Below are 14,271 nucleotides of genomic sequence, written 5' to 3'. Positions count from 1 at the left end.
ACAAACCGTGAAAATGTTCTCAGGTTGTTGGACAGGCGAATCGAATCGCCCACAACAAAATTGAATCAATCATCACCCAGCAGGTCGTGTTCATGACGAAGTTGTTTTTCCTTGGTTGCCTTACCCTCTTTTGCTTCTCTCCAGTTGTTGTCTTTGCTGCCGACGGGAAAGATGGCCCCGTTTATACCAACCCCAATGAAGTCGATTCGGACTACGCTTATCAGGGGGAATACCGGGGATGGCAGCGGTCGCGCCCTTCTGCTCGCAGTTCGGAACCGGTTGCGGTTCAGGTGATTGCGCTGGGAGAAGGAAAGTTCGCTGCAACGAAATATTACGGCGGGCTTCCCGGAGAAGGCTGGTTTGGTGGGACTCGCTATGAATTGACGGGAAAGATGACTGGAGATGTCGTCACGTTTCATAGCGACCAGTACGACATTGTCGTCGATAAAGAATCTGCAATGATTATGACGCGAGACGGTCGACGAGCAGGTGAGTTGCAGAAGATGCACAGAGTCAGTCCGACAATGGGCGCACAACCTCCAGCTGGCGCGATTGTCCTGTTCGATGGAACGAACACAGACCATTTCAAAAATGCAACGATGACGGACGATGGCCTCTTGATGGCGGGGACTGAAACGAACGTTGGCTTTCAGGATTTCCGACTGCATGCAGAGTTTCGTTTGCCGTACAAACCGATGGCGCGAGGTCAGGGGCGTGGCAACAGCGGGTTCTATCTTCAAAGTCGGTATGAAGTTCAGGTTCTTGATTCCTTCGGTTTAGAAGGTGTCGAAAATGAGTGTGGTGCGCTCTATAAAACCAGACGCCCAGATTTCAATATGTGTTTCCCACCTCTTGTGTGGCAAACCTATGACATCGATCTCAAGTCTCCAAAGTTCGACGAGGACGGAAACAAAATTGAGAACATGCGGATTAGCGTTTGGCATAACGGAGTCCTCATTCATAACAATGCCGAAATTCCTCATAAAACTGGAGCGGGGAAACCGGAAGCTCCGACTCCATTGCCGACAAAGCTGCAAGACCATGCAAATCCGGTTGTTTATCGAAACATCTGGATTGTGCCAAGACCTCAAACAGCACAAACTGATCGAAGTTGGGTGAAGCTCCCTGTGCAAGCGGCCCCAGTTCCAATCTATCAGGCAATGAGTCGTTGAGTACAGAAACGGTTTCACAACTGATTGCACTGACCTTGCAAGGTGCTGAATCAAAAGAAAGAGCCTGAAGCATGGACGTGGATGTTTCATTTGTGATCCCGGCGCGTGATGAAGAATTGTTGATCGCTGCAACAATTCAATCGATTGCGAACGCTGTTTGCGAATGTCAAATCACCAGCGAAGTGATCGTCGCCAACGACGCTTCAACCGACGCCACTGCCGAGATCGCAAAAAGTTGTGGTGCGAAAGTGGTCGATGTGGAACTCCACAATATCGGCGCAGTTCGCAATGCTGGCGCCGAGGTGGCAACTGGGCGCGTCATCTTCTTTCTTGATGCCGATACGCAGTTGCCAGCGAAGACTCTGAAAGCTGTTCTCCTCGCTGTTGAAAATGGAGCGGTCGGTGGAGGAGCAAGTGTGGAATTCGATGAGGGAATCACGTGGTTCCAGCGGAAGCTTTCTCACATCTTCCTGTATTACTGGCAAGGAATTGGAGGCTGGGCTGCCGGGTGCAGCATTTATGTCTTACGGTCGGTCTTTGAAAAGATCGGTGGCTTCGATCCTCAGCATTTTGCCGCTGAAGAGCGATTCCTTTCTGAAGCGATTCGACAGCAAGGGAAGTTTGTGATTGTCAAAGAGCCGGTTCTGACCTCAGCTCGAAAACTGCGGATCTATTCAACTTGGCATCTCCTCAAAGTTGCATCCCATGCCATGTTCATCAAACGCTGGAAACTTCGTGACCGGTCCGGGCTGGAAATTCTCTATGATGCTCCGCGCGAAAAAGAATAGCCAACGCTGGCAGGTCCGAACCCTTTCCTGAATTGCTGGCTCATCCCATGCACATTCGTGATGCTCGTGTCCGTGAAGAAGCCCTGTGAACGCCTTTTATCAGGGGAAATACGGTACACCACGAGACAGAACGCGTACAATAATTCCGGAAATGCTCTAAGATGGCAATTCTCCGACCCCGAAACGAACGCTAAGCAATCATGGCCAGTAAAAAAGCAAAGAAGAAAAAGAAGGAAGCAGAAGATCCGAACTCTCGGACAGTCTGCCGGAATCGACGTGCGAGTCACGATTATGAGATCATCGATGAGCTGGAGTGCGGCATTGCCCTGATGGGGAGTGAAGTCAAAAGTATTCGCAACAATAAAATTACAATCGATGAAGCGTACGCCAGGATTCAAAAAGGGGAGCTTTGGCTACTGAATTGTGATATCGCTGAGTACCCGCAGGCGACGTATCTGAACCACGAACGGCGCCGTGAGCGTAAGCTGCTTCTCAAGCGGAGAGAAATTCGCAAGTTCGCAGAATCCGCAGACCACGACGGGATGACGCTCATTCCGCTGGCGGTTTATTTTCGGCGCGGAATCGTCAAAGTTCTTATCGCAGCAGCCAAAGGACGCAAGCTGTACGACAATCGTGAAAAGAAGAAGAAGGATCAAGACCGCAAAATGATGCGAGACGCAGTCCGCAAACGCTATTGATTAACGCTCTATTGATCAACGCTATTTTGAGCAACACTTACTGAGTGTTTTCGCGGCTTCGGCCAATGAGGCTGCCTATCGAAACAACTGCAGGTTTTTACCTGATGTTGAAGACGCAGAAGACTTTTTGGAGTCCCCATTCGATGGAGATTTTGCGACGGTCGACTCTTCGAGTTCTTCGATGAACTTCAGATGAGTGAGCCGAGGCCGGAAAATGACCATCAGTAATAACGGCACATACCAGAGTAAGTAGACTCCACCCTTCTGGGTGTACCAAAGTTGTGTACCGATGATGGCCGCTGCAGATTGAGCCAAGAGGACTTCAACATTGCGTCGACGTGGCCAGATCGTCATGAAGATGAGCATGATGAAGTACGACGCCATCACAGGCCAGCGATACGGTGAAACGTAGTCGGCGTCTTTCCAGAATCCGGGCGAAAATTCCTGATTCGAAAGTGCAGTCAACGGAACATTGATTGTTCCGATGGTCTTTTCAAAGAACGAATCCGAATCCTTCGATGTAAAGGCCAGGCTCGCCAATAAGACTATGGCGACCGCTACCAGTGCCATCACAAATCGACCGGCACGTTTGCGACCATAAAAAGCGGCCCAGATCGGCAAGAGAAATACCGGAAACAGAAGCGTTCCACTGGCGAGTCCGAGTAGGACACCGGAAACAACTGGCTTCCGAAACGCAACAAATGCCCACGTGACCAATGCCGCTGGCAAGACATGGTTGAATTCAGCAACATTGTATGCGGTACAGGGAAGCAGTAGATAAAGCGTCGCCATGGCTAAGCCGATACTCTTGTCTCCGAACAGATTCCGACCGACAAACCACAATCCACTGATGACAGCTGCGTGTGCGAGAATCGCTAAAATACTCGGGGCGAGGTCATTAAAGATCAGTTTCAGAATGACGACGAAGATCGGTGCAGCAGGCCCACCTGTGGAGAATTCCTCTTGGGAAATCTTGCCCGGGTCAGTCGCTGTCAGGTTCATAATGTAATCGGCCTGAGCAATCGTCTCTTCGGTCTCTTGTGGAAGTGAGGACGTGATGACCTGGGTGAAGAGAAATGCACAGACTGCAAAGAAGAGGAACGCCATTCCATGCGTATTGAGATTCTGGCCCAAGTACGGGCGTCGACTCAGGATCGGATCAAAGAACATTCGAAGCAGAAAGACGCATGCGATGACAAAGAGCCACGCATGACCGAGCGTTGAATCTTCCTGAGCTGCCACAAACAGCAGGCCTGGAGAAGCAGAAAGTAAGAGCGCAAGATCTAAGTTTCGCAGCGAAAAGATTCGCATAAAGCGAAAATAGATCGCAACGATGAGCAGGAACGACAGGTAAAACCATGTCGCCTGATTCATGCTGTAGCTGGGCAACAGAAAGTCCATAGGACAGCTGCCTTTATTTCAACAAAAAAGTTATACGTCGCATGCTCAACAATGCTTGCATCACAGCGGGAAAACTTATTTTGTACACTCTGGATACCAGTACAGAACTACTTTCTTTGCGTCATGACATTCATCGACGCGAGGAAAACCCACTTCCGTCTGGAACACGAACACTGTTTTAAATCGAAGTATGAAATCGAATGAAAACCCGAAAGAATGAGGTGAATCTCAATCAACATGAGGTTGATGAAAACTAGCAATCCTGCTGAAAATGACCCTGTTGGACTCAGCAGTTTCATAGTGACATCACGGTCACTTTTCAGGTTTTCGAACCGATTTTTCGGCTCAGTTGCATCACCATTCGTTCCCCAACCAAGGGTGATGCGGTCATCGCCACCTAACCAACGTAACAAGATCCATTCGGAATTCCAAACAAATTCCTGATCGTCACTAGAAAAAAAAGATCAGAGCTAATTTATCTGTGGAGAAGCCTGTTACTTTTTGGTCGCTGATACTGGTGTCGGCTGAGTGAGATAGCTGAATAGATCAAGAATCTCCTCTTTGGTCATCTTTTGTGTGAGACCATCCGGCATGATTGATGTTGTCATTGCTTTCAGTATTTCGATGTCGTCTCGAGAGACCACTGTGACCTGATTATTCGCACCACGCAGGGTGACTCTGGTTGGTGTTTGTTCCTCCAGTAAGCCAGTCAGGACACGTCCATCTGTGGTGAGCAGCTGGAATTGAGTGAACTCTTCACGAATCGCTGCTGAAGGATCAACGATTGCCAATAACATGAAGTCAAGATTGTCTCGTTCGTAGCCTGTAAGGTTTGGTCCGGTTTTTCCGCCATCGTCAAACAGGGTGTGGCAAGTTGCGCAGTGTTTTTTGAATAACTCGCGACCGTGGTTGACGTTCCCGGAAGCTCCTTCTTCTTTCAGCAATCCCAGTAAGCGTGCGATTTCGTTCTGTTTTTCAGCTGGGGTTGCGCGAACACTGCCCCAGTGCTTTTTGACGAGTTCCTGGATTTCGGGATCGGGGTGAAGCTGCATTTGCTGAATGACATCGAGTGAAACCGTATCGGGTTTAATCCGGAAAGCCTCGATTTCTGCCAGGAATCGTTTCGTCCATGCCGGTCGACTGGCGAGCACACGATGAGCAGTCGAACGCAGCCCGTGTTGATCAGGCAGAGATGAATGATAGCGAGCACAGATTGTTTGGCCGATTTTGGGATCGGAATAATTCATCAGCGAAAGCATCGCGGCATTTTTGATGGCACTGGAACGCGAACTGGAGATCAGTCCAAGTAGGGTTGAGACGCAACTTGGTTGTTCAACTTCACCAAAGATTTGAATCAATGCGAGTCGCTTTGAGTTGTCTTCCTTCTCATTGCGAATGACAGCCAATGCCTCTTTGAGAGCATCCGCTTGCCCGAGGCGAATTCCGAGAGCCAAATCGGACTTCCCAAGTGAGCCTTGGTACGACTCAATCTCTTTGCGGAGACCTTCTGGCAACTTGGCAATGTCTCGACCTTGATACGCTTCAAGGAAACCGGACATCAACTTGCTACGGTAGTCGGGGTTTGGAGCCATCTTTAAAAGCTGTTCACAAGCTTGCAGGCCAGCCAGTTTCTCAGCGGCATTTCCGGGTGCGTATTGATCCATCGCAAAGCGTTGCATTAACCGAGGCAAAACAGTCGATTCGAAAATCGGTTCGTTCCAGATTTCGTCATCTTCCAGGAATGCAACCAGTTGCTCGCGAGGAGTTCGTTTTGAAATGGGATCGAGATGAACTCCGATTTGCTGATTGTTGTTCATCAGCGAGGTCCCGGAATGACCTTCAATTCCCCACCAGATGAGGAGTGGCATATGTGGGTCGTCCGCGTCTTCTGTATGTTTCAATAATGCCCTCAGAACAGGCAAGGCGTATTCCGTGTTGATACGCCGAGCTGTGGAAGCCAGCTGTGAGCGGACTTGAACGTATGATTCCTTCGTTGCGAGTTCTGCTAAAGCAGCACCGAGTTCCGGGGTCAGTTGGCGATGGTCGCCAAGGAATCGGACCGACCAGCGACGAACATCTGGATCTTCATTTTTGAGTGTCGCAGCTGCGAGTTCTGCATCAAACTCGCCTGCCCAATGCAGTGTCCAAAGAGCTTCGAGAGCCGTCGGGTCGCTCGTGGATGTTATTTGTTTCAGCTTGTTGACTGTTGCCGCCCGTGCGGTTTTGACTTGTGCAAGCAAACGGTCTCCGAGGACGCGAACCGAGGTCTGTCGCCACCATTTGTTTGTGTGTGAGAAATGGCTAATGAGTTCATCATCAGACAGTTTGGTGAGGTCGGTTTTTCCAGTGAGCGGCTTCGCATCTTTCGATTGGATTCGATAAACCCGTCCACTCCCCTTGTGCCAGTTGTCACGCGGGTCGACGTGTGAGAGTCGAGTGTCGTACCAGTCTGCCAGATAGACGGCACCATCTGGGCCGACTTTGACATCAACCGGTCGAAACCAGCGATCTTCGGTTTCCGCCACGTTCGGCATGTCGACAGTGCGATAAGTGGAGCCGTTTCGTGAGACTTCGCTGGCCCAGACACGGTTATGCAAAGCGTTCGCTGCAATGACATTTCCGTTGTAGCGTTCAGGAAGAGTTCCCCCTTCGTAGATCACGAAGGTTTGCGGGAAGCGATCTTTGTCCCCCTCGTGAAGCATGTGTTCGAAATATCCAAACGCGAAGGGATTTGTCAGAGGGCCATGTTTTCCCCAGTTTTTTGAACCGTAAGACCCTTGCGGGTAGTACATCCCGCGAGTGTTGCCATGGTTCGTACCTGAAAAGACACGGCCGCGCCCGTCAATCTCTGAGGAGAATGTATTGCCGCCACCCTCAGCGTAAATTTCAAAAACTTTCGTATCGGGATGATATCGCCAGATATTCTGACCTTCCCATTGGACATTTTTGTTCACTTCGGATGAAACGTTTCCTGTTGTGGTGGACCCATTGGCAGCGTAAAGCCATCCATCCGGTCCCCAGCGCAAACTGTTGGCGATCGAGTGTGTATCTTCAAGCCCAAAACCGGAAAGCCGAACTTCTGGATCTCCATCGGGGATATCATCGCGATTGGCATCCGGGTAGAACAGAAGATACGGCGGGTTGATCACCCAAATTCCCCCATGGCCGGTCACGACAGAAGAGGTGATGTTCAGACCTTCGATCACGTTCTTGCTGCTGTCGTATTTGCCATCGCCGTTCGTATCTTCGTAGACGGTGATGAGATCTTTACCTTTGACGTGATTTGGCGGAGCTTGAGGAACCTTGTCGAAGACAGCTCGCAGGTACTGGTCGTAACGAATGACCTTGAGGCCTTCCGGGAACGGGTACTGCAGGTATTGAACAACCCACAATCGTGCACGATCATCGAAGTGCATGAAAAGCGGTTGCATGACTTCCGGTTCTGTGGCAACGAGTTCGATTTTCAAATCGTCCGGCAGCTGAAAGAGTTTGACAGCCTCCTCCGCAGGAGTCGGATCGCTATCGTCACCGACCACCCCTTTACCTTGGAAAGTTTGAATCACCTTTTCAACATCTTTGTTGCCGGCAAGGTTTTCTTTGAAGCGATCTCGTGATCCTTTCTCCTCCTGAGCAAAACTCAGTTGAAGCAAGGTGCATAAACAGGCAAGTGAAAGTAGAGCTCGAACCAAAATGGCAGGTCGTTTCATCAGTCCATCCGCAAAGCAAGAAATTCAGTCAAGGTGAGAACCTTGAGAATAGCTGAGAGGACCAGTGAAGAAAAGCTGACATCTGAATTCTAACTCGAATCAATGTTTAGCGGGAGACTTGAAGCTTCAGTTCCGCTGGGGAAAAAACACTTCGTTCGATGATTTCAGCCGTTAATGAGCGGAAGACGTCAGCGTATCCTTTAGTATACTTCCCGCTGAAGCTTGTCGGAAAAAAATCAGGCTCGGTTGATTCTGCAATCGCTGTGGCATTTGGAACGATGGTTGTGAATGGCTTAGGAAGCGTTTCAAAACCCTGCACTTTCCCTTCAATTGTTCGTTTGTGAAGAGAGTTCTGCCTTCTAAAGAGAGACCAGATGGTACCCAGTGGTTGAATTTTCCGGCCTGTTTTTTCAAGACGCTTCATGAGATAACAAGACCCCCTCACTGAGAGTCGATCCGGAACGCATGGCACGACAAATGAGTCTGCGATGTTAAGCAAAAAACGGACTTGAATCGGAATGCTTGGCGGACAATCGATGAGTACGAAGTCGTAGTTCTGAGAAAGCCATTTTCTGAGCATTCCTTTTCTCTTGTCTAACATGGCGCTTAGTGGAATCGAGTTGTTATATCCTCCTTTGGCGAGATTGGTCTCAAATTCATCGATTCGAATCGAGCACGGAAGCACAGACAGATTCTCCAGCCCACCGTTAATAGATGATGCTTCATCTTGCACGTATTTGGAAATATGGTCTCGATCAAAGCCTTCTTTCAATAGTGCCGCCAATAAATCGTGAAGAGTTCTTTTTTGGTTGTCACACTGCAACAGGAGTCTCCCGCCGAGCAAAAGTTCTCCTGCCATGCACTGGTGGTCTGCGTCGATTACTAATGTCTTATGTCCGGCGACTGCCAGGCATTCTGCGACGGCAACTGCGGTCGTTGTCTTCGCGACCCCGCCCTTAAGATTCGTAAAAGCAATGATTGGCACCGTTGGCTCCTTAGAGCAGAACTAAGATTGGTCTTTACGTATTGCCTCGCGCCGAGAACTCATGAAGATGAGCTTCACGGGCACGACAAGCATTGAAAATGCTCTGGCCACGTTTACTAGAATTGATCCTGAAACTTGAAATTGCTCTCTCACTACGTTGAGAAAAGCGACTTTTCCAGAGGTTTTCGGACTGGTTCCAGGTAAAGAAACGTCACGATTCCGGGAAAGGCAAACGGAATTTGATCAATCAGTCAGGATTGATTGAAATCACCTGGGCCAAATCTGCGTCAAGCGGTGTTCTCAGAAAAGGTTGTCTGTGTCACCAGGGGCGGTTGGGGCCGAACGAATTTCCGGAGAAGCTGCCACCTTTCCAGCGTTCTTCATGAACACTTCCGTGGCCAGAGGCAGTCCCTTCCCAATCGGTTGTTTTCCAATTGCAGCTGTGTCGGTCGACTTTTTCGCTCGCGAAAAAGATGTGCTGGTGAGCAGCTCGCCATTCTCCTTCTGGGAGTGGTTGCGGTAGTAGCCCAAAGGTCCTTTTGAACAAGTAAACAGCTGCCAGAGAAGTTGCGAAGAGAACTCCCATAAACAATGCAAGTGGCACAAGGAGCACTCCTAATTCAAAGAGGCGACCGACGCGGCTCCAGATCGGTTGCCAGAACAGCAGCGTCAGTAACGTTCCCAAGCTGAGATACGGTCCGTAGGGAATTGATCGATTTCGAACAAACGGAGCGAGAAGAATCACCACCGCCAATGCACAGACCGGAGCGATGAAAAATGCAATGACAGTCGGTTGCCAACCAAGAAAAGCGCCGACCATCGCCATGAGGTAAACGTCGCCATCGCCCATGGCTTCTTCACGCAGGAAAAGAAAACCAGCCCAGCGAACCAGCCAGACGATTCCACCACCGACAAGCATCCCGGCGAGACTCACTGAGAGGCCATGCAGGTACGGGTGTGCATTCACCCAGGCGGGGACTGCTGGGCCATCCATAAACGGGTGCAGCCATTCCGGGGTAATGATTCCAAATGTTCTGAGAAGTCCCGGTTGCTGATACCAGACCGGCACTAGATGTAGTATCGGTACGCACAAAAGTACAATGACTGCAAAGATGTTCGCGGGAGTTGTCGTCGCTTCGGGAATAATTCGTAGATCGAAATCGATCAACGACGCAACCAGCAGAGTTTCAATCAAGACGGCATGGAACAGGAACCTCATCCAGACAAACGCTTCCGGAGAGTAACCTTGCAAGCCCGGAAAAATCTGCGGTCCCATGCTGGCAAAGACAGAACTTTCCTCGAGCGTTGCATGGAGTCCAACAGGGACTTCAAACCAGAACAGCAAGACGAGCAGCGACCCATTCAGAAATTCAATGAACGGGTAACGTCCTGAAATTTTCATCTTGCAGCTGCGGCAACGGCCCCGAAGCTTCAACCAACCGAAAACCGGGATGTTGTCGTACCAGAGGATGTGGGTGGAACATCGCGGGCAGTTCGAGGGCTTGTCCCACAACGACTGCATTTGACCCCACAGCCATTTGTGTTGCGGAATGCGATAGACGCAAACATTAAGAAAACTTCCAATCACCGCCCCAATGATGAAAATGAAAATTGACATCATCCAGAATGGAAAATCCAGCAGAAGTGTCACCGGCTGATTCATATTCACATCATTAATTTGTGCAAGACTCATCATCACGCTTTAGCTCCCCCGGTGGAGAGTTGCGAAATGATTTCATCAACGATCGAACTAAAGTCTCGTTGATCGGTGTTGATGATGATCGAAGCTGGTTCGGCATAGTCAGCTTCCCGCTGAGCAAGTACCGTGGCGACTTCATTGAAAATGTCGTCACCCGTGAGTGATGGCCTGCTGGATTCCGTCGACTCGTCGTTGCGAAGTCGTTCTACAATTGTCTCGACACTCGCCTGAAGCCAGACAACTGGGCCAGCGCCTTGCATGGCCTGGCGGCTGATCGGATCTAGAATCGCCCCTCCCCCTGCAGAGATGACGATCTTGTCGAGAGCCAATTGCCGCAGGAGTTCTTCGCGTTCGAGGTCGCGAAATCGGGATTCACCATCTTCTGCGAAAATTTCGGCAATCGATTTACCGGCCTGCTTTTCGATCTCCCGATCTGTATCGACCAGATCGTAATTCATCCGCGCAGCCAACTGCGTACCAACCGAACTCTTTCCAGTTCCCCGATATCCGATGAGTGTGATGACCATCTGTCTGTTGCTCAATCAATTAAAATGAAAAGCTGCGAATGATACCGACTGAACCGAGGGTGAGTGCGCGAGACGGTTGTCGAAGGGCAGCGTGTCTTGGAGGTGTTTGGAACGGCAGGTCGTTCAAAACTGCGAATCCAAGAGAAATGAAATCGAAATGCGTACAAACAATACGCTCTAAAAAGCAGGTTTCACAGTACGACGTCTGAAAAACAACGAGAACAGGGAAGAATCTCGGTGAAGACAACTGCAAATAAACGAAAAGTTCACGATTGAAGAAGAGTGAGCGAGCCTTTCCAACACCACCTCGTCGCAGCGACCCCTCGTAGCACGGGACCATTGTCCCGTGCAAAATTTTCATATGTATACTTGTCGAGTTGATAAAATGAAGCATTTCGACAACTAATAACCACTCATAAAATGATCGGGGGCAACTCGGAGTTCTCACAAACCGTGTCAAGGCTTTCGAACTGAATCGTCCGCCGATATGATCGACGGTTCCGCAACTGATCCCGGTTCTATGGATAAATAAATGCAGATCAAAATCCTGACTTTGCTGCTTTTCTGTTCCTCTGCCAGTTCACTCATCGCACAAGACGCTGCTCCCCAGCCTGACCGAATGGTTACCTATAAAAAGGTCGGTGATGTTGAGTTGAAGCTGCATCTCTTTGAAAAAGCCTCTGACGAGAAAGATCGTCCAGCGATTGTTTTCTTCTTCGGCGGAGGTTGGAACGGTGGAAATCCTTCACAGTTTTATCCTCACTGTCGACACCTGGCTGACTTGGGGTTTGTGGCGATGTCCGCAGAGTATCGCGTCAAGTCGCGCAATAGAACGACTCCGTTTGAATGTGTTGTAGATGGAAAGTCAGCCGTTCGCTGGATTCGCAGCCATGCCCAAGAACTCGGGATCAATCCCGATAAAATCGTCGCAGGCGGAGGATCAGCGGGTGGTCATGTTGCCGCCGCTGTTGCGACTGTGCCGGGGCTGAATGCAGAAGGAGACCCGAAGGAAGTCAGCTGTGTGCCGAACGGTCTTGTTTTGTTCAATCCGGTTTACGATAACGGACCTGATGGGTACGGTTATTCACGAGTGAAGCCTCGACACGAAGAAATTTCTCCCATGCACAACATTCGTAAAGGGATGCCGCCAGCGATTGTCTTCTTGGGAAGTAAAGATAAGCTCATCCCAGTCAAGACTGCTGAAACGTTCAAAGCGAAGATGGAAGAAGTCGGCAGCGACAGTGTTCTGAAAGTGTACGAAGGAGAAGGGCACGGCTTCTTCAACTACAATCGTGGTCATGGCGATGGATCAAACTATCAGCAAACCATCACTGAGATGGATGCGTTTCTGACGAAGCACGGTTTTCTGTCGAAGTCCCAGTAAGAATGCAAGCAAGACTTTGGAGGCCGCTCAGAACGAGGCCGAACGCGGACATCATTTTTTAAAAGGCTCTAGTAATCCTTGGCTGACTTGTTCAATCGACATTCTGATTCAGAGCTTGCAGCTGCCTACCAGCATTGCGTCACCTTGGCTCGCGGTAGTGGCAGTAATTTCTTCTTTGCGTTTCATTCGCTACCGAAACAAATGTTTCGCGAGATGTGTGCGCTCTATTCCTATATGCGATTGACAGATGACCTGGGCGATGACGAGTCGGTTTCGATGGAAGAGCGGCGGCGGCAACTCCTTGACTGGAGGACCGATCTCCGTTCGGCATTTGAAAGCCAGAAGAGTTCCTCACTCGTCCTTTTGGCGATGACAGATGTCGCTCTGCGAAAAGAAATTCCGATCTCGTTGTTGGAGGCCGTGATTGATGGTGTTGAATCGGACCTGTCACCGGTTTCATTTCCCACCTTCTCTGATTTGAACGCCTACTGTTATCAGGTCGCAGGAGTTGTTGGTCTTTGCTGCTTGAAGATTTGGGGATACGACCAAGACGCACCAGGCGTGGACGACATTGCAAAAGACTGTGGCACCGCTTTTCAGCTCACGAACATTCTACGTGATCTCGCTGAGGACGCGCAGCGAGGACGGCTCTATTTCCCGCTCGAAGATCTCCAGCGGTTTGAGATGACTCAAGCTGAGCTCTTTTCTGGAACGAACGACGCAAAATTTCATGCGTTCATGAAGTTTCAATCAGAGCGGGCCTGGGGTTATTACCGCAACTCGCTTCCGTTGCTGTCGCATGTTTCGCCAACTGGGCGGAACATTTTGAGTGGATTCATCGAAGCGTATAGTTCGCTGCTGAAGCGGATTGAGAAGAACAACTACGATGTCTTTTCAGAGCGAATTCGGCTTTCGAAATTGCAAAAATTAGGCATCGTCTCACGATCGATTCTACGAATCCCCCGACGAATTCAAGTTTGACGTCTTGGTGATCTCTCGAATGACACGACATGGATTTCCGGCAGCGAAGACGTTGTTGGGGATGTCCTTCGTGACCACGCTACCTGCCCCGATGACCGTTTCTGAGCCAATCGTGACACCAGGGCAAATGATTGCTCCCCCACCGACCCACACATCCGAACCGATCGTGATCGGTTTTCCGAACTCTTGCGTGCGTCGGAGTTGAGCCTCCATCGGATGCGTCGCTGTGTAAATTTGAACTGCGGGACCGAAGAACGTGAAGTCGCCGACCTTGACTTCACAGACATCGAGGACGACGCAGTTGAAGTTGAAATAGACTCGTTCACCCAGATGAATATTGCTGCCATAGTCACAATAAAACGGCGGCTGCATCCAGACAGATTCACCACCCGAGCCAAGCAGGTCGGTCAGGATACGACGGCGGGTTTCCTGTTCATGTTCCCGAGTCGCATTCAGATTCTGACAAAGGTCGCGTGCTCGTTCTCGATATTTGACCAGTACCGGATCGAGAGCATCATAAAGCTCGCCAGCCAACATCTTCTCAGCTTCGGAACGGACCTCTGAGTTATCGTTGTTGGTCATTGTCTTAAGTAAATCCCAGATTGGACTTCACGTTCTACCTCGTGGTGAGCAGTCTATGGAGTTGTGAAAATGACCATCTCAGGCACGACAAGTATTACGGTGTTCTATGAGATATCCAGTTCACAGACCACCAGAAACCTCAGACACTTTCAACTGAAGTTTACGGCGTGAAGACCAAGGATCGCATCACGTCTGAAGTGTCGAACATGCCGACAACAACTGCGGATGCCTAGGCGGTTGGGTACCTGGACGTGAGATGACTAGTTCGAGGCACTCCCCGCAACGAGACGCGAATAAATGAGTACTGTAGCGGCAAAGAAATTCTCCCCCCAAAACAGACCATCACG

Annotated in this window: 11 protein-coding genes; 5 read left to right on the top strand and 6 right to left on the bottom strand. The window is 49.9% G+C overall.

What is annotated here, in order from left to right; genetic code table 11:
- The first annotated feature begins 92 nt into the window (after positions 1 to 92).
- The 3 genes from Mal48_RS19870 to smpB all read left to right on the top strand — a co-directional run bounded on the left by Mal48_RS19870 (position 93) and on the right by smpB (position 2,658).
- Positions 93 to 1,172, top strand: a complete 1,080-nt coding sequence (locus tag Mal48_RS19870) for a 3-keto-disaccharide hydrolase (RefSeq protein WP_197441857.1) — start codon at positions 93 to 95, stop codon at positions 1,170 to 1,172.
- A 71-nt stretch (positions 1,173 to 1,243) separates the two neighbouring features.
- On the top strand, positions 1,244 to 1,960 hold the full coding sequence (locus Mal48_RS19865; protein ID WP_145203822.1) for a glycosyltransferase: 717 nt from the start codon (positions 1,244 to 1,246) through the stop codon (positions 1,958 to 1,960).
- A 200-nt stretch (positions 1,961 to 2,160) separates the two neighbouring features.
- Positions 2,161 to 2,658: an SsrA-binding protein SmpB gene (gene smpB, locus Mal48_RS19860; RefSeq protein ID WP_145203819.1), complete on the top strand. Its 498-nt coding sequence runs from the start codon at positions 2,161 to 2,163 to the stop codon at positions 2,656 to 2,658.
- Positions 2,659 to 2,733: 75 nt separating this feature from the next.
- Here smpB and Mal48_RS19855 read toward each other — a convergent pair whose 3' ends face one another.
- The 5 genes from Mal48_RS19855 to Mal48_RS19835 all read right to left on the bottom strand — a co-directional run bounded on the left by Mal48_RS19855 (position 2,734) and on the right by Mal48_RS19835 (position 10,977).
- The gene (locus Mal48_RS19855; protein WP_145203816.1) at positions 2,734 to 4,059 is read right to left on the bottom strand and encodes a DUF2029 domain-containing protein; all 1,326 of its coding nucleotides are present in this window, start codon (positions 4,057 to 4,059) and stop codon (positions 2,734 to 2,736) included.
- 494 nt (positions 4,060 to 4,553) lie between these two features.
- Positions 4,554 to 7,766 carry a PVC-type heme-binding CxxCH protein gene (locus Mal48_RS19850; RefSeq protein ID WP_145203813.1) on the bottom strand — a complete coding sequence of 1,071 codons (3,213 nt, stop codon included), beginning with the start codon at positions 7,764 to 7,766 and terminating at the stop codon, positions 4,554 to 4,556.
- Between the two features lie 106 nt (positions 7,767 to 7,872).
- A complete protein-coding gene (locus Mal48_RS19845) occupies positions 7,873 to 8,751 on the bottom strand; it encodes a ParA family protein (protein WP_145203810.1) in 879 nt (292 codons plus the stop codon).
- Between the two features lie 319 nt (positions 8,752 to 9,070).
- Entirely contained in the window at positions 9,071 to 10,447 is a 1,377-nt protein-coding gene (locus Mal48_RS19840) for a prepilin peptidase (protein ID WP_145203807.1), read from the bottom strand.
- Positions 10,447 to 10,977 carry a shikimate kinase gene (locus tag Mal48_RS19835; RefSeq protein ID WP_145203804.1) on the bottom strand — a complete coding sequence of 177 codons (531 nt, stop codon included), beginning with the start codon at positions 10,975 to 10,977 and terminating at the stop codon, positions 10,447 to 10,449. Before Mal48_RS19835 ends, Mal48_RS19840 begins: the two co-directional genes overlap by 1 nt.
- A 532-nt stretch (positions 10,978 to 11,509) precedes the next feature.
- On the opposite strand from Mal48_RS19835, the gene Mal48_RS19830 reads away from it, so the two are divergent.
- Entirely contained in the window at positions 11,510 to 12,361 is an 852-nt protein-coding gene (locus tag Mal48_RS19830) for an alpha/beta hydrolase (RefSeq protein WP_145203801.1), read from the top strand.
- 87 nt (positions 12,362 to 12,448) lie between these two features.
- Positions 12,449 to 13,342, top strand: a complete 894-nt coding sequence (locus Mal48_RS19825) for a phytoene/squalene synthase family protein (RefSeq protein ID WP_197441856.1) — start codon at positions 12,449 to 12,451, stop codon at positions 13,340 to 13,342.
- Here the strand turns inward: Mal48_RS19825 and Mal48_RS19820 are convergent.
- Positions 13,313 to 13,924, bottom strand: coding sequence for a sugar O-acetyltransferase (locus Mal48_RS19820; protein WP_145203796.1), 612 nt, complete (start codon positions 13,922 to 13,924; stop codon positions 13,313 to 13,315). The two genes, Mal48_RS19825 and Mal48_RS19820, sit on opposite strands and share 30 nt — an antisense overlap.
- Positions 13,925 to 14,271: the final 347 nt, after the last annotated feature.

It is taken from the genome of Thalassoglobus polymorphus, from assembly GCF_007744255.1.
GTDB lineage: Bacteria > Planctomycetota > Planctomycetia > Planctomycetales > Planctomycetaceae > Thalassoglobus > Thalassoglobus polymorphus.
The sequence above is the reverse complement of the archived record's forward strand: the minus strand, read 5'-3'. Positions and strand labels throughout refer to the sequence as shown.

What these genes read in the sequence shown, in the direction of transcription:
- Mal48_RS19855 (WP_145203816.1), bottom strand. Translation starts at nt 4,059, where the DNA reads ATGGACTTTCTGTTGCCCAGCTACAGCATGAATCAGGCGACATGGTTT.
- Mal48_RS19820 (WP_145203796.1), bottom strand. Translation starts at nt 13,924, where the DNA reads ATGACCAACAACGATAACTCAGAGGTCCGTTCCGAAGCTGAGAAGATG.
- Mal48_RS19835 (WP_145203804.1), bottom strand. Translation starts at nt 10,977, where the DNA reads ATGGTCATCACACTCATCGGATATCGGGGAACTGGAAAGAGTTCGGTT.
- Mal48_RS19830 (WP_145203801.1), top strand. Translation starts at nt 11,510, where the DNA reads ATGCAGATCAAAATCCTGACTTTGCTGCTTTTCTGTTCCTCTGCCAGT.
- Mal48_RS19865 (WP_145203822.1), top strand. Translation starts at nt 1,244, where the DNA reads ATGGACGTGGATGTTTCATTTGTGATCCCGGCGCGTGATGAAGAATTG.
- Mal48_RS19870 (WP_197441857.1), top strand. Translation starts at nt 93, where the DNA reads ATGACGAAGTTGTTTTTCCTTGGTTGCCTTACCCTCTTTTGCTTCTCT.
- Mal48_RS19850 (WP_145203813.1), bottom strand. Translation starts at nt 7,766, where the DNA reads ATGAAACGACCTGCCATTTTGGTTCGAGCTCTACTTTCACTTGCCTGT.
- Mal48_RS19840 (WP_145203807.1), bottom strand. Translation starts at nt 10,447, where the DNA reads ATGATGAGTCTTGCACAAATTAATGATGTGAATATGAATCAGCCGGTG.
- smpB (WP_145203819.1), top strand. Translation starts at nt 2,161, where the DNA reads ATGGCCAGTAAAAAAGCAAAGAAGAAAAAGAAGGAAGCAGAAGATCCG.